This window comes from Kitasatospora sp. NPDC008115 (assembly GCF_042957205.1).
GTDB lineage: Bacteria > Actinomycetota > Actinomycetes > Streptomycetales > Streptomycetaceae > Kitasatospora.
The window spans coordinates 104642-128662 of the sequence record NZ_JBIBHU010000004.1 but is presented as its reverse complement, the minus strand read 5'-3'; the positions used below and the strand labels follow the sequence as shown (position 1 = coordinate 128662).

Below are 24021 nucleotides of genomic sequence, written 5' to 3'. Positions count from 1 at the left end.
GTCCGGGACGGGCTCCGGGACCGGGTCCGGTCCCGGGACGGGTTCCGGGGGCACCGATGTCGGCTCCTCGTCCGCCATCGGACCGCTCATCTCCCGGGCGGGGCCACGTCGGCGCGCGGTTCGGCGGCCAGGTGCTCGCCGACCCGCTTGACCAGCAGGGCCATCTCGTAGGCGATCTGGCCGATGTCGGCCTCGGCCTCGCTCAGCACCGCCAGGCAGCTGCCGTCGCCGGCCGCGGTGATGAACAGGAAGGCCTCGTCCAGCTCGACCATGGTCTGGCGCACGCCGCCGACCTTGAAGTGCCCGCCGGCGCCCTTCGCCAGGCTGTGGAAGCCCGCGGCGACGGCGGCCAGGTGCTCGGCGTCCTCCCGGTCGAGGTCACGGGAGGCGCCGGTGGCCAGGCCGTCGCTGGAGAGGATCACCGCGTGCCGCAGCGCGGCGACGCGTCCCACCAGGTCGTCCAGGAGCCAGTTGAGGTCCCCGGGCGACTGCGTCGAAGTGGTCATGAATCTGTTCCTTCCGCTGGAGCGGGTGGTGCGGGTGGTGCCTGTCGTGCGGGTGGTGCCTGTCGTGCCTGTCGTGCCGGTGGAGCGGGTCGAACGGGCCTGACGGGTCGTGCGGGTGGTGCGGTGCCTTCGGACGGCCCGTCGGACAACGGACCGGCGGGTGCGCCTGGTTCCACGGTGGCGCGAGGAGCGCGGAGGAGCCTGGTCGGCGGCGGGACGGGCGCGCGGCGGGCCAACGGCGCCGGCTCGCCTCCTGCGGGGCCGGGCAGCGCCGCTGGGGCGGGCGCCGGACTGATCGCGCGGCGTCCCGGGTCCGGCGGCTGCCAGCCGGGCACGGTCCTCGACGCCGAGACCGGCGGTGCCGGCGGTGCCGACGACGGCGGCCGGGGGGCGGGCGGGGCACCGGTGGCGCCCCGGCCTCGGGTGAAGCCGCGCTGGAACGAGGCGAAGGTGGCCCGGGCCTCCTCCGGCGAACGCTCGCGCGCCGCCTCGGCGCCGCCGTCCGGGCGCTCCCCCGCCGGGGCGGCGGCTGCGCTCTCCGCCGCCCGCTCGCGCAACTGCGGGGCGAGGCTCGCCTGCCGGACGCGACGCGGCAGCCCGCCCGGCGAGACTCCGCCACCGGAGACTGCGCCACCGGGGACTGCGCCACGCGAGGCACCGTCGCCCGAGGCGTCGTCACGCGGCGGGGCGCTGTCCTCGGGCACGGCGGGCACCGTGTCCGTCACGGCCGCCGCACCCTGGGCCTCCGCACGCCGGTGCCGGCCGGTGCCGGGCCCGGCGGGCTCACCGGCCGGCGCAGGAACGAGCACCGGCCCGCCGTTGCCGCGCGACCGGCGCGGCAGACCGCCGGGCGTGCGCGCCGGCTCGGGCGCCGAGGGACGCGGCCCACCGCTGATCCGGTGCCGCCCGCCCACGCCGTCCGAGCCGTTCGTTCCGTTCGTTCCGTTCGAGCTGTTCGAGCCGTTTGCCCCGCCGGCCCCGTTCGCGGCCTTCACCGCGCCCGGGCCGCCGGCGCCCGCCGCCCGGTCCGCGCCGAGCGACGGCACCGCGACGAGGTCGCGCCGACCCGCCGCCGCCCGCCGCCCCCCGGCCGAACCCGCACCGGCACCCGTCCCCACACCCGAGCCCGCGCCCGAGCCCGCCGCCGGCGGCTCCGGCAGCCCGTCCGGCGCCTCCGCCAGCAGCTCGCGCGGTATCAGCACCACCGCCGTGGTCCCCCCGTACGGCGAGGGCCGCAGGTGCACCCGGATGCCGTGCCGCCGGGCCAGCCGGCTGACCACGAAGAGGCCGAGCCGGTCGGTGTCGGCGAGGTCGAACTCCTGCTCGACCGCGAGGCGTTCGTTGATCCCGGCGAGCGCCTGCTCGCTCAGCCCGAGCCCCCGGTCGTCGATCTCCAGCGCGAAGCCGTGCGCGACCACCTCGCCCTGGACGGTGACCTGGGTGGCCGGCGGGGAGTACACCGCCGCGTTCTCGACCAGCTCGGCGACCAGGTGGGTGACGTCCGCGACCGCGCTGCCGAGCAGGCCGGTGCCGGGGAACGGCCGGACGATCACCCGGGCGTAGTCCTCGACCTCGCCGACCGCCGCGCGGACCACGTCCACCATCCGCACCGGCTTGCGCCAGGCCCGGCCCGGCGAGCCGCCGGCCAGGATGATCAGGCCCTCGGCGTGCCGGCGCATACGGGTGGTGAGGTGGTCGACCTTGAAGAGGTCCTCCAGCTCCGCCGGGTCCTCGGTGCGCCGCTCCATGGTGTCGAGCAGGGTCAGCTGGCGGTGCAGCAGCACCTGGCTGCGCCGGGCCAGGTTGACGAAGACCGCGGAGACGCCGCGCCGCAGCTCGGCCTGTTCGACGGCGGCCTCGACGGCGGCCCGCTGCACGGCGTTGATCGCCTGTCCGACCTGGCCGATCTCCGCCGGGCCGAACTCCAGCTCGGGGGCCTCGGCGGCGACGTCCACCGCCTCGCCCTTGCGCAGCCGCAGCATCACCGAGGGCAGGCGGGTGCCGGCCAGCTCGTTGGCGGCGTTGCGCAGGCCGATCAGGTCGCGCACCAGGCCGCGGCCGATCCGGTAGGAGATCAGGACCGAGAGCACCACGGCGACCAGGCCGATCACACCGGCGATGCCGCCGCGCCAGAGCAGTCCGATCGCGTACGAGTGGTCGCGCTCGTCGATGGTGCCGGCCAGCCGGGCGTTGATCGCCGCGAGGTCGCCCAGCGCGTGGTCGGCGGTCCGCCGCCAGTCGTCGCCGTTGATCGCCTGGACCACCCGCTCGGGGCCGCCCGCGCCGACGAAGTCCGCCTCGGCCCGGGCGAGCGAGGCCCAGGCCTCGCCGCCGCGCAGGGCGATGTAGTCGGCCTGGTCGACCGGGTCCAGCTCGGCGATGTAGACGGTGAACAGGGCCTGCTGGTTGTGCAGGGCGTCGAGCGCGACCTGGTACTGCTCGGCGGTCGGGCGGGCGGTCGCGGAGCTCAGCCCCTCCATCGCCGCGTCCTCCTGGGAGAGGTACTCCCGGGCGCGCACCAGCTCGGTCAGGATGGTGCCCTGCCGCGGGAGCTGGCCGCTCTGGCGGGCGACGAAGGCGGACCGGAAGCCGAAGGTGGGCTTGACCAGGTCGGTGTACTGGGCGAGCGCGAACTCCCAGTTGAGCGCGGCGCGGCCGACCTGCGCGCGCAGCGGGGGGAGCTGGTCGGCGGCGGCGAGGATCTGCAGCAGGCGGCCGCGCTGGGCCTCGTCGAGCCGTCCGTTCCCGGTGTCCTTCTTCTGCCGCAGCACGGCGAGGTCCCGGTCGGTGACGGCCTGGGCCTGTTCGAGGGCGTCCCGGGCGGCGCGCGAGGCCGGGTCGGCCAGCCGCTTGACGGCGGCCCGGCGCTCGTTTTGCAGGTCGTGCGCGTACTGGTCGACCGGGGCGCCGAACTCCTTGTACGTCCTGCTGAGGTCCAGCCGGCTCCAGACGTCCCCGGCGGTGGTGAGCGTCGCGTACGCCCAGAGGGCGGCGAGGGCGACGATGGGCACCAGGAGCAGCGCGATGATCTTCGCGCGGATCGAGCTGCTACGCAGACGCATGGAGTCCTCGGTCGGGAAGTGCCAGGCGCGGACGGGGTGCGGGCGGCGGGTCGGCGGGGGCGGTGGGGTCGGCGGGGGCGTGGATCGGCGCGGACAGGAGGCGTGCTGGTACGGACCAGGTGCCGGTCCGGGGGTGGTTTCGCAGGCCGGGCCGGGAGCCCCGGCCGCAGGTCTGCGAGACTCTACTACGCCCTGACCACTCGTTCGAGGGTCGAACCCGGCCTCTCTTCGCCCCGGGCCCGATCGTGTCCGGATCGGCACCAAGATCACCGGTTTGGCACTACCGCCACATCGTCGTCACACCGCCACCCCTCCGTCGCCACACTGCCCGTGGGCCGCCTCCAAGCCACGGCCCGGCCGCCTCCCGGCCACGTCCGGACCGCCCGGGGCGGACGCCGGCCGGCGGCGCAACGGCGACACGACGACGGCACGACGACGGCGGACGACCGTTCCACGGCACTTTCCGCACGGACCGGTGCCGATCTCGTCGCGTCCTGGTCACAACCCTGGGCAGTCGGCACGCCATCCGATAGTTTCGCTCCACTTGGAGGACGGATCGGGGGGATCGTGCGCGAGTTCACCACCCCCGCCCCGGCCGGGCCGCCGGCCACCGGCGGGCTGGCCGACTCGCTCTACGACACCGCCGAACGCTCCCCCGGCCTGGTCCAGTTGGCCCGCCGCGCCGAGAGCGCCCGGGGCACCGCCGGCGGCGGCTGGCAGGACGTCACGGCGGCCGGCTTCCGCGACGAGGTGCTCGCCCTCGCCAAGGGCCTGCTCACCCGTGGCGTGCGCTACGGCGACCGGGTCGCGCTGATGTCCCGCACCCGCTACGAGTGGACGCTGTTCGACTACGCGCTCTGGTCGATCGGCGCGATCCCCGTCCCCGTCTACCCCACCGCCGCGCCCGAGCAGGTCCGCTGGATCCTCGCCGAAACCCAGGCGGTGGCCTGCCTGGTCGAGGACGAGGACCACGCGATGACCGTCGGCGCGGTCTGCGACGCGTTACCCGACCTGACCGGCATCTGGCAGCTGGACCGGGGCTGCGTCGCCGCGATCGTCGAGGACGGGCGCGGGGTCCCCGACACCCTGGTCCACCGCCAGCGGCTCGGCGTCACCGCCGACACCGTCGCCACCGTCGTCTACACCTCCGGCACCACCGGCCGCCCCAAGGGCTGCCTGCTCACCCACGGCGCCCTGGCCACCGCCGCCGACGCGCTGATCGCCTGCTGGCACGAGGCGCTGCAGGACACCGGCGGCCACCAGCCCTCCACCGTGCTGTTCCTGCCGCTGGCGCACGTCTACGGGCGGATGGTGCAGATCGCCGCGGTGCGCGGCGGGTTCCGGCTCGGCCACCTCTCCGAGATGTCCACCGGCGCCCTGCTGCCCGCGCTCACCGCGCTGCGCCCGACCTTCCTGCTCGTCGTGCCGTACGTGCTCGACAAGGTGTTCCAGCAGGCCCGGCGCACCGCCGAGGAGGCCGGGCGGGCCGAACTGTTCGAACAGGCCCGGCAGGTGGCCGTCGAGTGGGCCGGCTGCCGGGAGCAGCGCGCGCACGGGCGCGGCCACGGGCCCGGCGCCGGCCTGCGGCTGCGCCACCTCGCCTACGAGCGGACGGTCTACCAGCGGCTGCGCGCCGTGTTCGGCGGCCGGCTGCGGACGCTGATGTGCGGCGGTTCGGCGCTGGACCGCGAACTCGGCCTGTTCTTCGCCGGGATCGGCTTCCAGCTGTACGAGGGCTACGGGCTCACCGAGACCTCGGCCGCGATCGCCGGCAACCCGCCCGGGCGCTCCAAGATCGGCACGGTCGGACGGCCGGTGCCCGGCGCCACCGTGGCGATCGCCGACGACGGCGAGGTGTGGGTGCGCGGCCCCGGCGTCTTCGGCGGCTACCTCAACCATCCGCGCTGCACGGCCGAGTCGCTGTTCGAGGGCTGGTTCGGGACCGGCGACCTCGGCCGACTGGACGAGGACGGCTATCTGACCATCACCGGCCGCAAGAAGGACCTCATCGTCACCAGCAGCGGCAAGAACCTCGCGCCCGGCGCCCTGGAAGTGCGGGTCGAGACGCATCCGCTGGTCTCGCAGTGCCTGGTGGTGGGCGACGACCGCCCCTACGTGGGCGCGCTGATCACCCTCGACCCGGCGGCGCTGGCGCACTGGCTGAAGCAGCGCGGGCGCGGGCAGTCGGACCCGTGGGCGGTGCTCACCGACGAGGACCTGCACGCCGAGATCCAGCGCGCCGTCGCGGCCGCCAACGCCGCCGTCTCGCGCGCCGAGTCGATCCGCGCGTTCCGGCTGCTGCCCCGCGAGTTCGGGGTGGAGCAGGGGCTGGTGACGCCTTCGCTGAAGCTGCGGCGGGCCGCGATCACCGACTACTACGCGGCGGACATCGAGGAGCTCTACGCACCCTGACGGACCGTCTCACCCCGTGTCCGGTACGACCGGTGTCCCCCGTCGTGTTCGCCACTCCTTGACGATCGGAGTGGTCCAGTCCATTGTTTTGGTCCGGTCAGAGTGCGGCACGCCGACGGCTCCCGCCCCCTCCGGGAGCACCCCCACATCCCGTTCTCCGCGCGCCCGCCCCAACGGTCGCGTCCCCACGCAGGAGTCCCCACGTGTCCATCTCCTCGCGCATGCCCGCACGCCTGTCGGCACTCGCCGCCACCGCCGCACTGCTGGTGGCCGGCCTCGCCGGGCCCGCCGCGGCCTCGGCGAACGAGAGCGCCGCCCCGGCCGAGGCCGCCGCAGCCACCGTCAACCTGGCCACCAACCCCGGGTTCGAGATCCCCGCCTCCCCGCTCGCCGACTGGGGCAGCGTGCCCGGCTGGCACTGCGACGGCGGGCCCGCCGAGGCCTCCGTCACCACCGCCGCCCCGCACTCGGGCGCCTCCGCCCTGGCCGTCACCCCGGCGGGCGACGAGTCCACCGGCAGGTGCGCGCAGACCGTCTCGGTCCGGCCCGGCACCACCTACACCGCCTCCGCCTGGGTCCGCGGGAAGTTCGTCTTCCTCGGCGCCACCGACGGCACCGACCGCCCGACCGCCCCCGCCTGGACCGAGGACACCCACGGCGACTGGCAGAAGCTCACCACCCGCTTCACCGCCGGCCCCACCGCCACCACCGTGCGGCTGTCCGTCCACGGCTGGTACCAGCAGGGCCCGTTCGCGGTCGACGACGTCCGGGTGGACGGCCCCGCGCCCGCCCCGGCGACCGCCGCCGCCTCGGTGCCGACCAGCGACAAGGTGGTCTTCTTCACCATCGACGACGGCTGGCAGACCACCCCGGAGGCGGAGCGCTTCATCGCCGACCACCAGCTGCCCATCACCGCCTTCCCGCTGCCGATGGCCGCCGCCGCCAACCCCGGCTACTTCCAGCGGGTCACCTCCGCGCCCGGCTCCTCCATCCAGAACCACAGCGTCTCCCACCCGGACCTCACCAAGCTCTCGCCCGCCGAGCAGCAGGTGGAGATCTGCGACGCCCGGGACTCGCTCACGCGCCGGTTCGGCACCGCGCCGACCGTGTTCCGCCCGCCGTACTTCGCCTGGAACGCCGACACCCTCCAGGCCGCCGCCAACTGCGGCATGCGCACCGTGCTCACCGCCGACGCGGACTTCAGCTGGGGCGCCTCCAACATCTGGCACGAGGGCACCCTGTCGCCCGGGGACGTCGTGCTGATGCACTGGACCGACACCCTGGCCGGCGACCTCCAGCGCGCCCTGGCCGCCGCCGAGGTCGCCGGGCTCAAGCCCGCCGGGCTCACCTCCTACCTGCGCTGACCCGCGCCCTCGCGTATCACCGCACACCGCAGCGCACCGCAGCGCACCGCAGCGCACCGCCGGACGCCCAACGGGCACCGGCGGTGCGCCGGTTCCGCGCCCGTTCCGCGCCTTGTCCGTGGCCGGTACGAGATCCTCCGCCGCCAGACTCGTCCCCATGGGGAGAGCAGGGGAAGGGACCTTCCGCCGGGTGCCGCGCGCCCGCCGGACGACGCGGGGCGACGCCGACCTCGCCCGCCGCTCCCCCGGCCAGGTGTGGGCACACGCCCGGGCCCTGGAGGCATTCGACCGCTCCTGCGCCCGCACCCGATGCTGACCTCCCTGCGCGCCTCGGTCGCGTCACAGGCCCGCCCCGGTGCGCGCAACGAGGACTTCGTCCTGGCCGCCGCCGACGTGGTGGTCCTGCTGGACGGCGCGGGCCTGCCCGCCGCCCTGGACACCGGGTGCCTCCACGGAGTGCCGTGGTTCGTGCGGACGCTCGGCACCGCGCTGCACCGCCTGGCCGCCGACCGGCGCACCGGCCTGCGCGAGTGCCTGGCCACGGCGATCCGCCGGACCGCACGGGCACACGCGGCCACCTGCGACCTGGGCAGCACGCTCACCCCTTCGGCCACGGTTGCCGTCGCCAGGGCCGGCGCCGACCGGCTGGAGTGGCTGGTCCTCGCGGACTGCACACTGGTGCTCCGGCTGGGCACGGGCGACGTCCGTACGGGCGACGCCCCGACCGGCAGCGTCCGCACGGTCTCGGACCACCGCGTCTCGCACGTCACCACCGCCCAGCGCGCGGCCCTGGCCGCCGAGGTGGAGCAGCTCGGACCGGCCGAACGGGCCGCCGCGTTCGCGCGTGCCCAGCGCCGGGTGATGAACACCGCCGGCGGCTACTGGGTGGCGGCCGCCGAGGAGGCCGCCGCCGAGGAGGCCTGCACCGGCTCGGTGCCGCTCGACCGGCTGCGGGCCGCGGCGCTGCTCACCGACGGGGCCGCCCGTCCGGTCGACGACTTCGGCGTCCACAGCTGGCCCGAGCTGCTGGACCGGCTCGAAACCCACGGCCCCCGCCACCTCATCGCCCGCACCCGGGAGCTGGAGCGCTCCGACCCCGACTGCCGCCGCTGGCCCCGCAGCAAGTGCCACGACGACGCGACGGCCGTCCTGCTGGTGCCGCGCCCGGCGGCCGGCTGACCCCTCGTGCGGCCCCTCGTTGACAGGGGACGGGCCGGGTGTTCTGATGGGGCGCGTGCAGCGTGGCGCCGGCCAAAAAGACTTGGGCCGGCCGGTGACCGGGCCGGCACCCGAGTTCGAGGGACGACGCGTGATGAGTATCTGCTCCGCTCTCCTCTACTGACCCATTCCGCGCGGCCACGGCCGAGGCGGTGGCCGCTCTTCCGTGTTCGGAGATCCGCACAGACGCATGCCCATGTCTTCTTCATCGTTCAACTCAACCGATTCAACCGATTCGACTGGTTCTGCCGGTTCTGCTGGTTCTGCTGGTTCTGCAGATTCGTTCAACCAGGCCGTCATCAAGGAGTTCCGCGCCAACGGCGGGAAGGTCGGCGGGCCCTTCGAGGGCGGGGACCTGCTGCTGTTGACCACCTTCGGCGCCCGGACCGGCCGGGAGCACACGGTGCCGCTCGGCTTCGTGCGGGCCGAGGGGCTGCTGCTGGTCGTCGCCTCGGCGGCCGGGGCGGCCGAGGACCCGCAGTGGTACCGCAACCTGCTCGCCCGCCCGGTGGTGGGGGTGGAGCTCGGCGAGGAGGCGTTCGACGCGATCGCCGTCCCCGCCGAAGGGGCGCGGCGCGACCGGCTCTTCGAGGCGGTCGTCCGGGCCGCGCCCGGATACGGGGACTACCAGCGGCACACCGAACGGGTGCTGCCGGTGGTGGTGCTGGAGCACACCGGGGACGACTCGCCGCGCGAGGTCACCAGCCTGGCGGACAAGCTCCTGGAGGTGCACGACTGGCTGCGCGCCCAGCTGCGGCACCTCCGGGCCGAGACCGAGGCGCACTTCGCCGGCGGCGGCGATCGCGTTCCCGCGCTCGGGCTGCAGATCCGCCAGCACTGCCTGGCGTTCTGCCAGGGGCTGACCGTGCACCACACCGGCGAGGACCGGGGCGTCTTCCCCGCACTCGCCCGCAGCCACCCGCAACTGCGGGGCGTGCTGGAACGGCTGGCCGCGGAGCACCTGGTGCTGTCCGGGCTGAAGGACGGGCTGGTCGAGCTGGTGGCCGGGATCGGCGCCGCCGAGCCCGGGGCGTTCCGCGCCGAGCTGGAGCGGACGGCGGCCGCGCTGGAGGACCATCTCGCCCATGAGGAACGGGAACTGCTGCCCGCGCTCGCCGGGATCCCGTTCCCGCCGGCGCCACCCGCGCCGGCACCGGAACCGCGCCGCTGAGCGGACGGGCCCGCCGGTCCCTCCCCCTGTGAGGGGCCGGCGGGCCCGGGCCTGTCGGGGCCTGGGCGGGTCCGCTCAGACCTGGGCGGAGAAGACCGGGAGGTAGCCGCCCGAGTGGCCGGCGGCCTTGGGGTGGTAGCTCTCGTCGACGGGCAGGGTGGTGCTGTTCAGCCAGGTCGTGCTGGAGCCGCAGATCTCGTGCTCGCGGAAGATCGAGCGGACGTCGCCGAAGGCGAAGCCCGCGTTGGCGGCGCGCTTGGCGAGGACCTCGTCGAGCACGTCGGCGGCGCTGTTGATGGCGGCGCGCTTGGTGTCGCCGATGCCGAGGATGCAGCTGCCGCCGACCTTGTACATGTGCGGGTAGCCGAGGACCACGACGCGGGCATTCGGCGACTTGGCGCGGATCGCCGAGTAGACCCTGTCGAGCTGGCCGGGCAGCGTGCTGTTGGCGTAGTTCTTCGCGGTGGCGACGGCGTTGAGGCAGGCGCTCTCGGAGTCCAGGACGCACGTCTGCATCGTGCTCGCGAAGCCCGCGTCGTTGCCGCCGATGCTGATGCTGACCAGCGTGGTGGTGGAACTCAGCGCGGAGATCTGGCTGTTGAGCACGTCTCCGGTCCTCGCGCCGGAACAGGCGACGAACTTGAAGGACGTCGGCGCGTGCGCGTTCTTCCACAGGTAGGCGTAGGCGTTGGTGCTGCGCTTACAGCTCCCGCTCTCGGCGGTGTAGCTGCCGGCGCCGACGCCGGAGGAGTACGAGTCGCCCAGTGCGACGTAGTTGACGCCGGCGGCGTGGGCCGAACCGGCGGTGGCGAGCGTGGTGAGGGAAAGGAGGGCCGCGGTGACGGCGACGGACATGACTCGGGCAGGGCGGGGCATGGGACCTCCTGGTCGTGACGTGCGTCACGGAATTTGATACCAGGCAGTAGCTAACGTGTGAAGTTGTCATGCCAAGTCAATTGACGAAAAGTCTGACAACGGCGCGATGAACGCGCCCTTTCTCACTACGGGCGACGGCGCGAGCGCCGGTGGTGACCGGACGGCGCGTCACTCGGACGGGCCGTCACCCGGACGGGTCGCCACCCCGGCGGGGTGGGGCAAGGCGGGGGGCAGGGCAAGACCGGGCAGGGCAAAGCCGGGCAGGGCAGGGCAAGGCCGGGGCCGGGGCCGGGACGGGTCAGCCGGGCTCGCCGTCGTGGACGACGATCTCCAGCTCGAAGCCCTGGCGGTCGATCAGGTGGACCGCTTCCCCGGTGTCCACCCGGACGGCCCAGCCGGCGGCGAGGGCGGCGTCCACCGCCGCCCGTCCGCCGTGCACGGCGAGGTGGTTGAGGCCGGCCCGCAGGCGCTGGTGACCGCCCGGCAGCAGCGCCGGCGACTGCTCGATCACCAGGTAGGCGTCACCGAGGCGCCAGCTGCGGCCGCTCGGCCAGTGCTGGAACGGCTCGCACCCGAGCGCGAGCAGCACCGGGCCCCACTGCGCCGCGGCGACCGCCAGGTCGTCCGTCCACAGCTCGACGTGGTGGAACAGGCCCCGGGGGCGGCCCGGGCCGGCCGCGCTCACCGGCCACCGGAGGGGTCCGCCGCGTGACCGGACCGGTCCGCCGGGCGCGCGGGCCGGTCGGCCGGGGCGGCCTCGACGGCGGACGGGGCGTCAGGGAACACCTCGCAGCCGTCGGCCGGCAGTTCCTCGATCGCCTCGTTGGCCGCCGCGGGCACGCCGAGCCGGTGTACGGCGGTCGCCACCGCCGCCCGGGCCTGGCGCAGTCCGGGCGTGCCCCAGCCGAGCAGCTCGACGGCGAGGCCCGGCGCCACCAGCAGCCGCCGGTAGTGCCGGCCCGACGCCGGGTCGGGCGCGCTCGGACCGACCGCCCGCAGCGCGGCGGCCATCCGGACCCGGGCGCACTCGTTCCCGCCGTTGGCCGACCCCACCCGGTCGTAGAGGTAGCCGAGGTAGTACGCCGTGCCGATCATGGCCTGCGCCTCCTCGCCCGCCTCCCGGGCCAGCGCGCAGCCGGGATCGCCGGCGTCCTCCGGCTCCAGCGAGCCGCCGGGCAGCGAGACGATGCCGTCCCTGGGGTTGACCAGCGTCAGCACCCGGCCGTCGGGGGCGAACAGCCACCCCCAGGACTGCTTGACCACGAGCCCGGGAGGCACCCGCTCACCCGGCCGCCACGGCCACCCCGCGGTGGGACGCCGGCGCACCCGGCCGAGCAGCTCGGCGATCTCCGCGCTGTACTCGATCCGGCTCATGCGTCCCCCCTTTCGGTGTCGGGCTCGCCGGACCGACGGTGCGCGGGGACGTTCGCGGTGCGCGGTTCGGGGCCGATCGGGCGGGAGCGGCGGCGTGGGGCACCGGCCGTTCCCACTGTTGATCTTCCCCGAAATCTTCCCCGAACAGGCGGTCGATGAACAGTCCCCAGCGCCGCTTGGTGGACACCGCGGACCGAAGAGCCTGGTCGGCCCCGGTCAGTCCAGGGGCCCACCCCCGTCCTCCGGCGCGGGCGGCGCGGGGAGCGCGAAGCCCGGCAGCGGGACGGCGGCCGGCGGGAACGGCAGGCCGCGGCCCACGTCGTCGGCCAGCTCGTCGAGCACCTCGCGGCCGGTCATCGGCCGCAGCCGCCCGCGGTGCAGCGCCCAGCCCCGCACCGCCTGCCCGCCGGGCGCCGCCGGATCGCCGTGCAGCACCATCGCCCCGGCGCCGCCGGAGGCCAGCCCCGCCGCCAGCGTCATGCAGAACGCCTCGCCGTCGCGCCCGCCCGTGGCGCACCGGCCCCGCTCCATCTGGAGGTCGGCCGCCGAGGTCAGCTCCTCGCCGTGCTCGGGGCCGTGGCAGCGCAGGGTCAGCAGGTGGAAGCCGTCGCCCGCCCCCGCGGCGACCGCCGACCACACCTCGATCGCGTGCCGCAGCGCCGCCACCAGCCGCCGCTCCCCCGGCGGCCCCTCGCCGGCCGCCTCCAGCAGCGCCGCCGTCGCGATGGAGATCCGCACCCTGGCCCGGTGGTCGTCGGCCAGCCCGGGCAGCAGCACGGCCAGTCGCTGCCCGGCGTAGACGAACGGCTCCCCGCCCAGCTCGGGATCGGCCGCGTACGCCACCCGCGCCGCCGCGTCCCCGGGGTCGAAGCCGAGCGCCGCGCAGTACTCCTCGTAGTCCGCCGGGTCCAGCGCCCGCAGGTGGACCTCGAAGCCATGCCCGCCCAGCGCCCGGAGCTGGACCGCCACCCGCCGCAGATAGGCCCGGAACGACAGCCCGCCGAACAGCCCGTACCCCGCGAGGTCGGCGAAGTCGGCGGCGCGGACCGCCACCGCGAGCGCCACCGGCTGCGGCGGCGGCGCCCCGCGCGGCCGACCCCGCCGCCGGCCCGGCGCGCCCGGCCCGGCCGGCCCGCCTCCCGGCGGCCGCCCACCGGAGCCCCGCGCCCCCGGCCCACCGGGCCCCGGCCGCCGCCGCCCCGCACTCCCGCCACGCGTCCCTCCACGCATACCGTCCCGCATGCCCACGACCCCTTCCGCCTACGGCCGGCACCTGTCACACCGGCCCCACGAGCCCCTCGGCTCCCGACGACCGCGAACATACACACGGTCACTGACAATCGACGCGCAGCGACCGCCGCGAAGGGTCCGCAGGCCAGGCGGGGCGGAAGGGAATCCCCGTTCCGGACCTCGTTGTCGGTGCCGCCCGTTATGGTCGGGGACCATGCGACTGCTGCATACCTCCGACTGGCACCTCGGGCGAACGTTCCACCGGGAGAGCCTGCACGACGCCCAGCGCGCCTTCCTGGACCACCTGGTGGCGGTGGTCCGGGACCGGGGCGTGGACGCCGTGCTGGTCGCCGGCGACGTGTACGACCGCGCGCTGCCCGGGCTGGAGGCGGTCGCGCTGTTCGACGACGTGCTGCACCGGCTGGCCGGCCTCGGCGTGCCGACGGTGTTCATCAGCGGCAACCACGACTCCGCCCGCCGCCTGGGCGTCGGCGCGGGGCTGATCGGCCGGGCCGGCGTCCACCTGCGGACCGACCCGGGCGAGTGCGCCGAGCCGGTGGTGCTGGCCGACGCGCACGGGCCGGTCGCCGTCTACGGGCTGCCGTACCTGGAGCCGACGCTGGTCCGGGAGCGGTTCGGCCTGGCGCGCGGCGGCCACGCGGCGGTGCTCGGCGCGGCGATGGACCAGGTCAGGACCGACCTCGCGGCCCGCCCGGCCGGCACCCGCGCGGTGGTGCTGGCGCACGCCTTCGTCACCGGCGGCGAGCCCAGCGACAGCGAGCGCGACATCGCGGTGGGCGGGGTCGCGGCCGTCCCCGCCGGCGTCTTCGACGGCGTGCACTACGCCGCCCTCGGCCACCTGCACGGCTGCCAGACGCTCGCCCCGCACCTGCGCTACAGCGGCTCCCCGCTCGCCTACTCCTTCTCCGAGCACGAGCACCGCAAGAGCATGTGGCTGGTCGACCTCGCGGCGGACGGCACGGTCGCCGCCGAGCGGGTGTACTGCCCGGTGCCCAGGCCGCTGGCCCGGCTGCGCGGCCGGCTCGACGAACTGCTCACCGACGAGCGGTACACCGCCGACGAGCAGTCCTGGGTGCAGGCCACCCTCACCGACCCGAGCCGCCCGAGCGAGCCGATGGAGCGGCTGCGCCGCCGCTTCCCGCACACCCTCCAACTGCTCTTCGAGCCGGAGGAGACGACCACCGACGCCCGCGCCTCCTACGCCGCCCGGGTCGGCGGACGGACCGACCTGGAGATCGCCGAGGGCTTCCTGCGGCACGTCCGCCCCGGCGCCGAGCCGGACGCGGAGGAGCTGGACTGGCTGCGCGAGGGCTTCGAGCACGTCCGGCAGGCCACCGACCGGAAGGCGGAGCTGCCCCGATGAGACTCCACCGGCTGACCGTGACCGCCTTCGGCCCGTTCGCGGGCTCCGAGACGGTCGACTTCGACGCGCTCGCCGCCGGCGGTCTCTTCCTGCTGCGCGGCGCCACCGGCGCGGGCAAGAGCAGCGTGCTGGACGCGGTCTGCTACGCCCTCTACGGCGAGGTGCCCGGCACCCGCCGGACCAACCGGCTGCGCAGCGACCACGCCGCGCCGGACCGGCTGACCGCCGTCCGGCTGGAGCTGACCCTGGGCGGGCGGCGGCTGGAGATCACCCGCATCCCGGAGCAGCCGCGGCCGAAGAAGGTCGGCCGGGGCATGACCGTCGAGCGGGCCCAGACGCTGCTGCGCGAGTGGTCGGCCGACGGCGCGGGGACCGGCGACGGTGCCCCGGGCTGGCGGGCGGTCAGCAAGTCGCACCAGGAGGCCGGCGAGGAGATCCACCGGCTGATCGGCATGAGCCGGGACCAGTTCTGCCAGGTGGTGCTGCTGCCGCAGGGCGACTTCGCGCGGTTCCTGCGGGCGGACTCGGAGGAGCGCGGCAAGCTGCTGCGCCGGCTGTTCGACACCGAGCGGTTCCAGTCCGTCGAGGCCTGGCTGGCCGAGCAGCGCCGAACCCACGAGGCCGCCGTCCAGGCGGGACGCCGCCGGCTGCGGGACCTCGCGAGCAAGGCCGAGCAGGCGGCCGGTCCGGGCGCCGAGCCGGCCGCGGGCGCGGTGCCCGGCGAGGACGCGTCCGGCCCGGACACCGATCTCACCACGGGCGTGCTCGGCTGGGCGGCGGTGCTGCGCGGCGGCGCGGCCGAGCAGCTGACCGTCGCCGGGGCCGCGCTGGCCGGCGCCGAGGAGGCCCATCTGGCGGCGCAGCGGGCGCGGGGCGCCGCCGAGCAGCTGGCCGACCGGCAGGACCGGCACCGGCAGGCGGTGCGCGAGGCGGCCCGGCTGGCCGAGGACGAGCCCGCCCGGGCGGCGGACCGGCGACGGCTGGCGGCGGCGCAGGCGGCGGTCGGTGTCGAGTCGGTGCTGCACCTGCGCGAACGCGCGGCACAGGCGTACCAGCGGGCCCGGGAGGAGGAGCGCCGGCACCGCGCGGTGCTGGCCGAGGTCGCCGACGGCCCGGCGGGACGGGCCTGGACGGCGGACGGCGGCACCGGGCACGACGTCGCTGGACACGACGACACCGGAAGCGGCAGCGGGCACGACAGGACCGGGACCGGCCGCGCGGGCGGCGGGGTCCCGGCGGGCGGGGTCCCGGCGGGCGGGGGCCGGGCGCTGGCGCGGGCCGAGGCCGGGGAGCTGGCCGAGGCCGAGCAGCGGCTGCGCGCGGAGGTCGTCCGGCTGGAGGCGGCCCGGGAGGACGAGCGGCAGTGCGCCGAGTTGGACGGCGCGCGGGCGGCGCTGGCCGCCGACCTGCGGCGGGCCGAGGACCTCGCCGAGGAGGCGGGCGACTGGCTGGCCGACTTCGAGACCCGGCTCGCCGGGTTCCAGGCGCAGGAGTCCGCCGCGCGGGACGCCGCCGGACGCGTCGAGCGGCTGGACGCCCGGCGCGCGGAGCTGGCCGCGCGGCTGGCCGCCGCCCGTGAGCGGGACGGGCTGGACCTGGAGATCGACCACGCCCGGCCGCGCGTCCTGGCGCTGCGCGCGGAGGCGCTGGACGCCCGGCAGTACGGCCTGGACCTCCGCGAGCGCCGGCTGGCCGGGATGGCCGCCGAGCTGGCCGCGCAGCTGACCCCCGGGGAGCCGTGCCGGGTCTGCGGCTCGGCGGAGCACCCGGACCCGGCCCGCCAGGCCGGCGAGCCGGTCCGGGCCGAGGACGAGGAGCGCGCCCGGCGGGCCCAGACCTCGGCCGAGCAGGCCGCCGACACGGCGGAGCGGGACCTGTCCGGCCTCCAGGTGCGCCGGGCGGCGGCGGCCGGTGCGGCCGGTGAGGAGCCCGCCGAGGCCCTCGCGGCGACGCTCGCCGGCCTGGAGCGCGAGCACCGGGAGGCGCTGCGGGCCGCGGAGGGGCTCGGCCCGGTGGGCCGGGCGATCGAGCGGCTCACCGCCGAGCAGGCCGTGCGGCGGACGGCGCTGGCCGAGGCCCGCGAGGAGGGCGCCCGGCTGGCCACCCAGGTGCGGAGCCTGCACGCCGAGCAGGAGAAGCTGGGCGCCCGGGTGGCGGCGGCCCGGGGTGACGCCCCGTCGGTCGCGGCGCGCGCGGCCGCCCTGGAGCGGCTCGCCTCGGCCGTGGCAGCGCTGGCGGGCGCGGCCCGGGCCACCGCCGAGACGGCGCACCAGCTCAAGCTGGCCGACGAGGAACTGGCCGGCGCCGCGGTGGCGGCCGGGTTCGCGAGCGCGCAGGACGCCGCCGCCGTCCTGCTGCCCCGGCCGGAGCGCGAGCGGCTGGAGCGGCGGCTGGACCGGCACCGGGCGGAGCTGGCGGCGGCCGAGCGGCGGCTCGCCGAACCGGAGTCGGCCGCGGCCGCCGCCCTGCCGCCCGCAGACCTGCCGGGCACCCGCGCCGCTCTCGGCGCCGCCACCGACCGGCTGCGGGCCGCGCACGCTGCGCGGGACGCGGCCCGGGTGCGGTGCGAGGCGCTGACCGCGATCGGGCGGCAGCTGGCCGAGCTGGCCCGCTCACTCGCCCCGGAGCTGGACCGGTTCGCGCGGATCAGCCGGCTGGCCGCGCTGGCGGCCGGCACCTCGGCCGACAACCGGCTCCGGATGCGCCTGGAGTCGTACGTCCTGGCGGCGCGGCTGGAGCAGGTCGCGGCGGCGGCCAGCGACCGGCTGGTCCGGATGTCCGGCGGCCGCTACACCCTCGTCCACAGCGACGACCGGGGCACGGGCAACAAGCGCTCGGGGCTGGCCCTGCGGGTGGTGGACGCCTGGACCGGCACCGAGCGCGACACCGCGACGCTCTCCGGCGGCGAGAGCTTCTTCGCCTCACTGGCCCTGGCGCTCGGCCTCGCCGACGTGGTCACCGACGAGGCCGGGGGCATGCCGCTGGACACCCTGTTCATCGACGAGGGCTTCGGCAGCCTCGACGAGCACACCCTGGAGGAGGTGATGGACGTCCTCGACGGCCTGCGCGAGCGGGACCGCGCGGTCGGCATCGTCAGCCACGTCGCCGATCTGCGCAGCCGGATCCCGGCCCAGCTGCTGGTCCGCAAGGGCCGGCACGGCTCCACCCTGACCCTGGCGGGGCGGGAGGACACCTGACGGCACCTGATCGCACCTGGCGCCGGCGCCCGGCGTTCGCGGTCAGCCGGAGCAGGCGATCCGCTGTGCCTGCTGCCAGGTGCAGACGGGGCAGAGCGTGCTGCCCGGGTGGTCGGCGGGCAGCTCGGTGGGCTCGCCGCACAGCACGCAGTCCGCGCGCGGTCCGGTGAGGTCCGGGTCGGGCAGCAGGCCCGCCACGGCTTCGCCGTCGCCCGGGGCGAGGACGCAGACCTGGTCGGCCGCGGTGGTGCCGTCGTCGTTCACGCCTGTTCCACTCATGCCGCCCTCTCTACTCCTCGGCCGGGCCCCGCGCAAGGCGCTCCAGGTCGGGCGCTACGGTGGCCGTATGCCCGACTCACCCATGTCCGCCCTGGAACGGCGGCTGCTGGCCGCCCGGGCCGCCGCCCCCGACTACCCCGAGGTGGGCGCCATCCGGGGCACCCGGCTGCCGGCGGGCTACACGCACCTGCGACGGCGGGTCCACCTCGGGCACGGCCCCGAGGTGCTGGCGCGCGCCGGCGCGTTCGTCCTCGGCTGGGGCTGCCAGCTGGGCACCGGCTTCGCGGTGTACCCGCACGCGCCCGCCGAACCGGGGGCGACGGTGCTGCTGCGGCTCGCCCTGCCCGGCACCCGGTGGCCCCGGCTGGTGATCCCGTGCCGGGTGGTGTGGAGGGTGGAGGAGGCGGACCGGATCGGCTTCGCCTACGGGACGCTGCCGGGGCACCCGGAGCGGGGCGAGGAGGCGTTCGTGGTGTCCATGGACGCGGCGGGCGAGGTGTGGTTCGAGGTGAGCGCCTTCGCGCGGCTCGCCTCCTGGTACGCGCGGCTCGGCCGTCCGGTCTCCGTGCTCTGCCAGTACCTGGCGATCGAGCGGTACCTCGGCGCCGTCGTCGAGGCGGTCGGCCCCGGGAGAGGCCGCCCCGCAACGGGCGCCGTCGGAACGGCCGTCGCCAAAGCGGCCGTCGTTGAGACAGCCGTCGCCGAAACGGCCGTCCTCGAAGCGGCCGCCGTCGACACGGCTGTCCCCGGAACGGCCGCCGTCGACACGGCCGCCGTCGGGAAAGCGGCCCTCGAAGCCGCCGCCGAGGCCCCCGGGGGCGGGCCGGCACCGGACTAGGCCCGGCCCCGCGCCGCCCGACCTCCGGGGGGGTGTGCGCCGGTCAGCCCAGGAAGGAGAGCCGGACGGTGCGCCGCGGGTTGTCGCCGTTGGTGTCGACGAGGACCACCGACTGCCAGATGCCGAGCGCGAGCCGCCCGTCGATCACCGGCAGGGTGGCGTGCGGGGCGACCAGTCCGGGGACGACGTGGTCACGGCCGTGGCCTGGGGTGCCGTGCCGGTGCTGCCAGCGGTCGTCGGCCGGCAGCAGCTCGCGCAGGGCGGCGAGCAGGTCAGCGTCGCTGCCGGAGCCGGTCTCCAGGACGGCGATCCCGGCGGTCGCGTGCGGAACGAAGACGTTGAGCAGGCCGTCCCGGCCGACGGCGTGCAGGTCGAGGAACCGGGCGCAGCGGTCGGTGATGTCGAGCGCGACCTCGCGGCTGCCGGTGGTGATCTCGATGGTCTCGGTCCGGAAGGACGTGGAGTGGGGGGTGGTGTGGGTGTGGTCCGCCATGGCGCCATCCTCGCCCACGTCCGGGGGTGGCCCGACCAGCCTCGCCGACTCTCCGTGCCGGCGGGGCATGTCGGTTTACCATGAGAGGTTCAGACCAATCCGGGCGGTGCGGCGGGCCGGGACGGCGCGGGCCCGGGGCGCCCGGTTCCGGGCACGCCGAAGACCCGGCGGTCGCGAGGATCCGCCGGGTCGGTGCAGGTGGGTGCGGAGGGCGGTGGCGCGCCCCGAGGCCGGCCGGCCTCTCAGCCGCGGCCGCGCCCGCCGAAGAGCCCGCGCCGCAGCCGGCGCAGCGGCGCCAGCAGCCTGACCCGCGCGTGGCGGCGCGGCGGCGCGGTCGGGGCGCCGACACCGCGCGGCGTCAGCTCCCTTATCAACCCGAGCGCCTCGGCGGTGTCCACCGCCGGGAGTGCGGGCGCGCCGAGCACAGCCAGGTGTCGGTCGATCCGGCGGCCGGTCGTGCCGACACCGCACTGGATCGCCGGCACGCGGGGCCGAGTCCGCACTTGCATGTGTTCCATCTGATTTCCCACCCCTACGAGGCGCCAGGGCCGTGAGGCGAAGACTATCCGCGACAGACGGTCTTCGCGCAACCGTCCCGGTGTTCTGCCACCGTACCGTGCGGCGTCAACTGACACCGCACCAGGGGCTGCCCGAGCGGTCACGACTAGGCATCAATGATGGTGCACGACCGGGCATTCGTCAGCGGGTTCGCCGGGTCACACACCCGGCGCCCGCCGCGCGGGTGCACGCCGGGCGCACACAGTCACCGCAACCTCACCCCCCGTGTCCGCCGAACCCCTGCCGGGAGCCCAGTTTTCACCGCCGGATCGGTACGACTATCCCTTTAAGAAGTGAACGCAAACGAGGGATTGACGTGGGAGCCGTCTCCAAGCAGTATCGGTACCGATCACGCGGGCGCGAGTCGCACCCACCGTCGTGTTCGACTGATGAATATTCCGGCTCCCCCCGCGCCTACTGCCAGGCCGCCTCGACGCTGCGGCGGCCAGGTTCGGGCGGTGCTCGGAGCGGCGGCCGGCCGTGAGGGTCGGCCGGGCCGCCACCAGGCTGCCGGTGCCGCCCCGCACGGGGTCCGGCACCGGCGGCTCCGGCGCCCCGGACCTGCGGGTTCCGCCCTTGCGCCGCCTCGGTAGACTCGGCCAGCGTGCCAGTCCTCCTCAGCATCGTGCTCCCGGTCCACGGGGTGGAGCGCTTCCTGCCGCGCTGCCTCGACTCCCTCCTGGCGGACACGCCCTCCGCCGAGTCCCGCTTCGAGGTGATCGCGGTCGACGACCGCTCCCCCGACCGCTGCGGCGCGATCCTGGACGAGTACGCCGCCCGCGACCCGCGGCTGCGCGTCCTCCACCTCGCCGAGAACCAGGGTCTCGGCGGCGCCCGCACCGCCGCCCTCCCCGAGGTGCGCGGCGAGTACGTCTGGTTCGTCGACAGCGACGACTGGGTGCCCGAGGGCACGGTGGCCGCCCTCCTCGACGAGCTCACCGCGGAGACGGAGCGCGCGGAGCGCGGCGAGGCCCCCGCCGACGTGCTGCTGACCGACTTCACCCACGTCTACCCCGACGGCGGCACCGAGCCCAACCCCTGGCGGCACGTGCTGACCGGCTCCCCGCTCGTCGCCGGGTGCACGCTGGCCGAGCACCCGGCGCTGTTCAAGACCGTGATGTCGGTCTGGAACAAGGTGTTCCGCCGGGAGTTCCTGCTCGGCCTCGGCGTCTCCTTCGGCCGCGGCTACTACGAGGACATCTCCGTCACCTACCCCGCGCTGCTCGCCGCCGAGCGGCTGCGCCACCTCGACCGCCCCTGCTACTTCTACCGGCGCGGCCGGGCCGGGGCGATCACCAGCACCGCCTCCGCCAAGCACGCCGACGCCTTCGCCCAGTACGACGCGATCTTCGCCTTCCTGGACCGGCCCGACCGCCCCGGCCGGCCCGTGCCGGAGGAGCTGCGCACCCTGGTCTTCGAGCGGACCGTGCAGCAGGCGCTCACCGTCTACGACACCCCGGGGCTGGTCCCGGTCGGGCTGCGGCCGGAGTTCTTCCGCCGGATCGCCGGGCACTTCGCCCGGCACCGTCCGGCGGGCTACCGCTTCCCCGGGGGCGTGCGCGGGGTGCAGTACCGGCTCGCGGCGCGCGGCGCCCGGCGCGCGTACGCGGAGCTGCGCCGTACGGGGCGGCTGCCGCGCGAACTCAAGCGCGGGGCCCGGGCGGTGGCTCCGGCCCTGAAGAAGGGGGTGCGCAGCAGCGCCCGCTTCACCGCGTACAACGCCTTCCGCCGGATGCCGCTCAACCCGAACCTGGCGGTCTACGCGGCGTACTGGCACCGGGGTTACGCGTGCAGCCCGGCCGCGATCTACGAGAAGGCGAAGGAGCTGGCGCCCGCGGTCCACGGCGTCTGGGTGGTGGAGAACCGCGCGCAGGCGGCGACGCTGCCGGAGGGCGTGCCCTACGTCATCGTCAACACCCCGGCCTACCTGAAGACGATGGCCACCGCGAAGTACTTCGTGAACAACGTCAACTTCCCGCGCACGATGGTGAAGCGGCCCGGTACGGTGCACGTCCAGACACAGCACGGCACGCCGCTCAAGGCGATGGGCATGGACCTCAGGGACCATCCGGTGGCCGCCGACGGGATGGACTTCGACCGGCTCCAGGAGGCCGTGGACCGCTGGGACTTCCTGGTCTCCTCCAACCCGCACACCAGCGAGCACTTCGCCCGCGCCTTCCCCGGCCGCTACGAGATGCTGGACACCGGCTACCCGCGCAACGACCGGCTGGCCCGCGCGACGCCGGCCGAGTCGGCGGCGATGCGCGAGCGGTTCGGCCTGGGGCCCGGGCACACCGCCGTGCTGTACGCGCCCACCCACCGGGAGGCGCGCGGCGGTTACGTACCGCTGCTGGACGTGCGGGAGCTGGCCCGGGAGCTGGGGCCGGAGTTCACGCTGCTGGTGCGCACCCACTACTTCCACACCGGCGGCCCGGGCGACCTGACGGAGCAGGAGGACGCGGCGAGGATCCTGGACGTGTCGGCGCACCCGGCCGTGGAGGACCTCTACCTGGCGGCGGACGTGCTGGTCACGGACTACTCGTCGATGATGTTCGACTACGCCGTGCTGGACCGGCCGATCGTGATCTTCGCGCCGGACTGGGAGGAGTACAAGCGGGACCGCGGCGTCTACTTCGACCTGTTCGAGCAGCCGCCGGGCGCGCTGACGACGGATCCGCGGGGGCTGGCGGCGGCGCTGCTGGCCGGGGACCCGGAGCCGGCGGCGCGGGCGGAGTTCCGCAAGCGGTTCAACCCGTGGGACGACGGCGGGGCGGCGGAGCGGGTGGTCCGCCGGGTCTTCCCGACCACCGGCTGAGACGCCCGCCGAGACACCGGCCAAGACACCGGCCGAAACGCCCGCCGAGGCGCCGGCTGAGACACCGGCCGGACACCGGCGCAAGGCCGGTGAACGCGGCGACGGGGCCCCGGGACCGCGCCCGGGACCCCGTCCTCGGCCGGGTCAGCCCTGGCGCGCGGCGAGGAACTCGTCGAAGGTCAGCTCGCCGTCGTGGTTGGTGTCCATCGTCTTGATGACGGCCTCGGCCACGGCGATCGAGGTGGTCAGGTCGCCGAGCTCACGCGCGACCAGCGCGTACTCGGTGGCGGTGATCCGGCCGTCGCCGTTCACGTCGTACTTGTCGAACGCCGCGCGGATGGTGTCGACGTCTGCCATGGGGCCCTCCCTGGGATGACCAGATGCTGATGTGTAATTCCGACGGCCGTACCCTACCGGGCCGTGGTGAGCGCCACGGTCGGCGGGAGTGGACGGCCGCCGGGGTGGGTGTCGTAGTCTGCGGTTCTGATCCCGGCCCGGCCGGGCAACCGAACGCCGCTCGTCGTAACCCCAGGCCCGGGCACCTCTCGGGCGTGCTCGTCCAGGGAGGGACCATGCTCGATCTCGTCACCAGGCTGGTGCTGAAACCGCTCGCCCGGGGGATCTGGCGGCCCACCATCGAGGGCATCGAGAACGTGCCCCGCAAGGGCGGCGTCATCCTGGCCAGCAATCACCTCTCGTTCATCGACAGCGTGGTGATCCCGCTCACCGCCCCGCGCCGGGTGCACTTCCTGGCCAAGGCCGAGTACTTCACCGGTACCGGGCTCAAGGGCGCGCTGTCCCGCGGCTTCTTCCAGGGCATCGGCGCGGTGCCGGTCGAGCGCGGCACCTACCGCTCCGCGCAGGCCTCGCTGGAGCGGGCGCTGGAGATCCTGGAGGACGGCAAGGCCTTCGGCATCTACCCGGAGGGGACCCGATCCCTGGACGGGCGGCTCTACCGCGGCAAGACCGGCGTGGCGTGGCTCGCCCTCACCGCCGGCGTCCCGGTGGTGCCGGTGGCGCTGGAGGGGCCTGAGGAGATCCTGCCGGTCGGCAAGCGGGTGCCGCGTCTGAAGAAGGTGACGGTCCGTTTCGGCGAACCGCTGCACTTCGACGAGCTGCACGGGCAGGCCCGGTCGCTCAAGGCCCGCCGCCAGGTCACCGACGAGGTGATGGCGGCGATCCAGCGGCTCTCCGGCCAGGAGGTCGCGCAGACCTACAACGAGGTCCCCAAGGCCGCCTGAGCC

At 75.7% G+C, this 24021-nt stretch carries 20 protein-coding genes; 10 read left to right on the top strand and 10 right to left on the bottom strand.

Translation table 11 applies throughout. The features are described 5' to 3' along the window. Positions 1-86 precede the first annotated feature (86 nt). Together ACFZBX_RS06870 and ACFZBX_RS06865 are read right to left on the bottom strand one after the other, a co-directional pair. Complete coding sequence (locus ACFZBX_RS06870; protein WP_350542745.1) at positions 87-506, bottom strand: roadblock/LC7 domain-containing protein; 420 nt, start codon at positions 504-506, stop codon at positions 87-89. Further along, entirely contained in the window at positions 503-3568 is a 3066-nt protein-coding gene (locus ACFZBX_RS06865) for a nitrate- and nitrite sensing domain-containing protein (RefSeq protein ID WP_391531883.1), read from the bottom strand. The genes ACFZBX_RS06870 and ACFZBX_RS06865 overlap by 4 nt, the downstream gene beginning before the upstream one ends. Before the next feature lie 567 nt (positions 3569-4135). On the opposite strand from ACFZBX_RS06865, the gene ACFZBX_RS06860 reads away from it, so the two are divergent. The 5 genes from ACFZBX_RS06860 to ACFZBX_RS06840 all read left to right on the top strand — a co-directional run bounded on the left by ACFZBX_RS06860 (position 4136) and on the right by ACFZBX_RS06840 (position 9733). Continuing rightward, the gene (locus tag ACFZBX_RS06860; RefSeq protein ID WP_391531882.1) at positions 4136-5980 is read left to right on the top strand and encodes an AMP-dependent synthetase/ligase; all 1845 of its coding nucleotides are present in this window, start codon (positions 4136-4138) and stop codon (positions 5978-5980) included. A gap of 203 nt (positions 5981-6183) precedes the next feature. After that, the gene (locus tag ACFZBX_RS06855; protein ID WP_391531881.1) at positions 6184-7344 is read left to right on the top strand and encodes a polysaccharide deacetylase family protein; all 1161 of its coding nucleotides are present in this window, start codon (positions 6184-6186) and stop codon (positions 7342-7344) included. Between the two features lie 157 nt (positions 7345-7501). Continuing rightward, positions 7502-7660, top strand: a complete 159-nt coding sequence (locus ACFZBX_RS06850) for a hypothetical protein (RefSeq protein ID WP_391531880.1) — start codon at positions 7502-7504, stop codon at positions 7658-7660. Beyond that, complete coding sequence (locus tag ACFZBX_RS06845; protein ID WP_391531879.1) at positions 7654-8523, top strand: protein phosphatase 2C domain-containing protein; 870 nt, start codon at positions 7654-7656, stop codon at positions 8521-8523. The genes ACFZBX_RS06850 and ACFZBX_RS06845 overlap by 7 nt, the downstream gene beginning before the upstream one ends. Before the next feature lie 235 nt (positions 8524-8758). After that, on the top strand, positions 8759-9733 hold the full coding sequence (locus ACFZBX_RS06840) for a nitroreductase/quinone reductase family protein (RefSeq protein WP_391531878.1): 975 nt from the start codon (positions 8759-8761) through the stop codon (positions 9731-9733). A 75-nt stretch (positions 9734-9808) separates the two neighbouring features. Here ACFZBX_RS06840 and ACFZBX_RS06835 read toward each other — a convergent pair whose 3' ends face one another. The 4 genes from ACFZBX_RS06835 to ACFZBX_RS06820 form a co-directional block, all read right to left on the bottom strand. Beyond that, positions 9809-10609, bottom strand: coding sequence for an SGNH/GDSL hydrolase family protein (locus ACFZBX_RS06835; RefSeq protein ID WP_391531877.1), 801 nt, complete (start codon positions 10607-10609; stop codon positions 9809-9811). 298 nt (positions 10610-10907) lie between these two features. After that, positions 10908-11294, bottom strand: coding sequence for a glyoxalase (locus ACFZBX_RS06830; RefSeq protein WP_391531876.1), 387 nt, complete (start codon positions 11292-11294; stop codon positions 10908-10910). Beyond that, the gene (locus tag ACFZBX_RS06825) at positions 11291-11983 is read right to left on the bottom strand and encodes a hypothetical protein (protein WP_391531875.1); all 693 of its coding nucleotides are present in this window, start codon (positions 11981-11983) and stop codon (positions 11291-11293) included. The genes ACFZBX_RS06830 and ACFZBX_RS06825 overlap by 4 nt, the downstream gene beginning before the upstream one ends. Positions 11984-12199: 216 nt before the next feature. Beyond that, positions 12200-13036, bottom strand: coding sequence for a hypothetical protein (locus ACFZBX_RS06820; protein ID WP_391531874.1), 837 nt, complete (start codon positions 13034-13036; stop codon positions 12200-12202). Positions 13037-13427: 391 nt separating this feature from the next. On the opposite strand from ACFZBX_RS06820, the gene ACFZBX_RS06815 reads away from it, so the two are divergent. Both ACFZBX_RS06815 and ACFZBX_RS06810 read left to right on the top strand, forming a co-directional pair. Beyond that, entirely contained in the window at positions 13428-14597 is a 1170-nt protein-coding gene (locus ACFZBX_RS06815; protein ID WP_391531873.1) for an exonuclease SbcCD subunit D, read from the top strand. Then, entirely contained in the window at positions 14594-17794 is a 3201-nt protein-coding gene (locus tag ACFZBX_RS06810) for an AAA family ATPase (RefSeq protein WP_391531872.1), read from the top strand. The genes ACFZBX_RS06815 and ACFZBX_RS06810 overlap by 4 nt, the downstream gene beginning before the upstream one ends. 42 nt (positions 17795-17836) lie before the next feature. Here ACFZBX_RS06810 and ACFZBX_RS06805 read toward each other — a convergent pair whose 3' ends face one another. Next, positions 17837-18073, bottom strand: coding sequence for a hypothetical protein (locus ACFZBX_RS06805; RefSeq protein ID WP_391531871.1), 237 nt, complete (start codon positions 18071-18073; stop codon positions 17837-17839). A gap of 67 nt (positions 18074-18140) precedes the next feature. Between ACFZBX_RS06805 and ACFZBX_RS06800 the strand changes: the two genes are divergently transcribed. Continuing rightward, entirely contained in the window at positions 18141-18911 is a 771-nt protein-coding gene (locus ACFZBX_RS06800; protein WP_391531870.1) for a DUF1990 family protein, read from the top strand. 43 nt (positions 18912-18954) lie between these two features. On the opposite strand, the gene ACFZBX_RS06795 is transcribed toward ACFZBX_RS06800, so the two are convergent. Both ACFZBX_RS06795 and ACFZBX_RS06790 read right to left on the bottom strand, forming a co-directional pair. Further along, a complete protein-coding gene (locus ACFZBX_RS06795; RefSeq protein WP_391531869.1) occupies positions 18955-19404 on the bottom strand; it encodes a secondary thiamine-phosphate synthase enzyme YjbQ in 450 nt (149 codons plus the stop codon). Positions 19405-19646: 242 nt separating this feature from the next. Next, on the bottom strand, positions 19647-19922 hold the full coding sequence (locus tag ACFZBX_RS06790; protein ID WP_350542760.1) for a hypothetical protein: 276 nt from the start codon (positions 19920-19922) through the stop codon (positions 19647-19649). Positions 19923-20566: 644 nt separating this feature from the next. Between ACFZBX_RS06790 and ACFZBX_RS06785 the strand changes: the two genes are divergently transcribed. Next, a complete protein-coding gene (locus ACFZBX_RS06785) occupies positions 20567-22777 on the top strand; it encodes a CDP-glycerol glycerophosphotransferase family protein (protein ID WP_391531868.1) in 2211 nt (736 codons plus the stop codon). Between the two features lie 144 nt (positions 22778-22921). Here ACFZBX_RS06785 and ACFZBX_RS06780 read toward each other — a convergent pair whose 3' ends face one another. Next, entirely contained in the window at positions 22922-23134 is a 213-nt protein-coding gene (locus tag ACFZBX_RS06780; RefSeq protein WP_380763985.1) for an EF-hand domain-containing protein, read from the bottom strand. Positions 23135-23349: 215 nt separating this feature from the next. On the opposite strand from ACFZBX_RS06780, the gene ACFZBX_RS06775 reads away from it, so the two are divergent. Further along, complete coding sequence (locus ACFZBX_RS06775) at positions 23350-24018, top strand: lysophospholipid acyltransferase family protein (RefSeq protein ID WP_380763983.1); 669 nt, start codon at positions 23350-23352, stop codon at positions 24016-24018. The last annotated feature ends 3 nt before the right edge of the window (positions 24019-24021 follow it).

Bases quoted from the DNA above. Each gene is read 5' to 3' on its own strand.
- ACFZBX_RS06865 (WP_391531883.1), bottom strand. From the start codon at position 3,568: ATGCGTCTGCGTAGCAGCTCGATCCGCGCGAAGATCATCGCGCTGCTC.
- ACFZBX_RS06825 (WP_391531875.1), bottom strand. From the start codon at position 11,983: ATGAGCCGGATCGAGTACAGCGCGGAGATCGCCGAGCTGCTCGGCCGG.
- ACFZBX_RS06805 (WP_391531871.1), bottom strand. From the start codon at position 18,073: ATGAGTGGAACAGGCGTGAACGACGACGGCACCACCGCGGCCGACCAG.
- ACFZBX_RS06845 (WP_391531879.1), top strand. From the start codon at position 7,654: ATGCTGACCTCCCTGCGCGCCTCGGTCGCGTCACAGGCCCGCCCCGGT.
- ACFZBX_RS06775 (WP_380763983.1), top strand. From the start codon at position 23,350: ATGCTCGATCTCGTCACCAGGCTGGTGCTGAAACCGCTCGCCCGGGGG.
- ACFZBX_RS06790 (WP_350542760.1), bottom strand. From the start codon at position 19,922: ATGGAACACATGCAAGTGCGGACTCGGCCCCGCGTGCCGGCGATCCAG.
- ACFZBX_RS06795 (WP_391531869.1), bottom strand. From the start codon at position 19,404: ATGGCGGACCACACCCACACCACCCCCCACTCCACGTCCTTCCGGACC.
- ACFZBX_RS06815 (WP_391531873.1), top strand. From the start codon at position 13,428: ATGCGACTGCTGCATACCTCCGACTGGCACCTCGGGCGAACGTTCCAC.
- ACFZBX_RS06800 (WP_391531870.1), top strand. From the start codon at position 18,141: ATGCCCGACTCACCCATGTCCGCCCTGGAACGGCGGCTGCTGGCCGCC.
- ACFZBX_RS06780 (WP_380763985.1), bottom strand. From the start codon at position 23,134: ATGGCAGACGTCGACACCATCCGCGCGGCGTTCGACAAGTACGACGTG.
- ACFZBX_RS06840 (WP_391531878.1), top strand. From the start codon at position 8,759: ATGTCTTCTTCATCGTTCAACTCAACCGATTCAACCGATTCGACTGGT.
- ACFZBX_RS06870 (WP_350542745.1), bottom strand. From the start codon at position 506: ATGACCACTTCGACGCAGTCGCCCGGGGACCTCAACTGGCTCCTGGAC.
- ACFZBX_RS06850 (WP_391531880.1), top strand. From the start codon at position 7,502: ATGGGGAGAGCAGGGGAAGGGACCTTCCGCCGGGTGCCGCGCGCCCGC.
- ACFZBX_RS06835 (WP_391531877.1), bottom strand. From the start codon at position 10,609: ATGCCCCGCCCTGCCCGAGTCATGTCCGTCGCCGTCACCGCGGCCCTC.
- ACFZBX_RS06810 (WP_391531872.1), top strand. From the start codon at position 14,594: ATGAGACTCCACCGGCTGACCGTGACCGCCTTCGGCCCGTTCGCGGGC.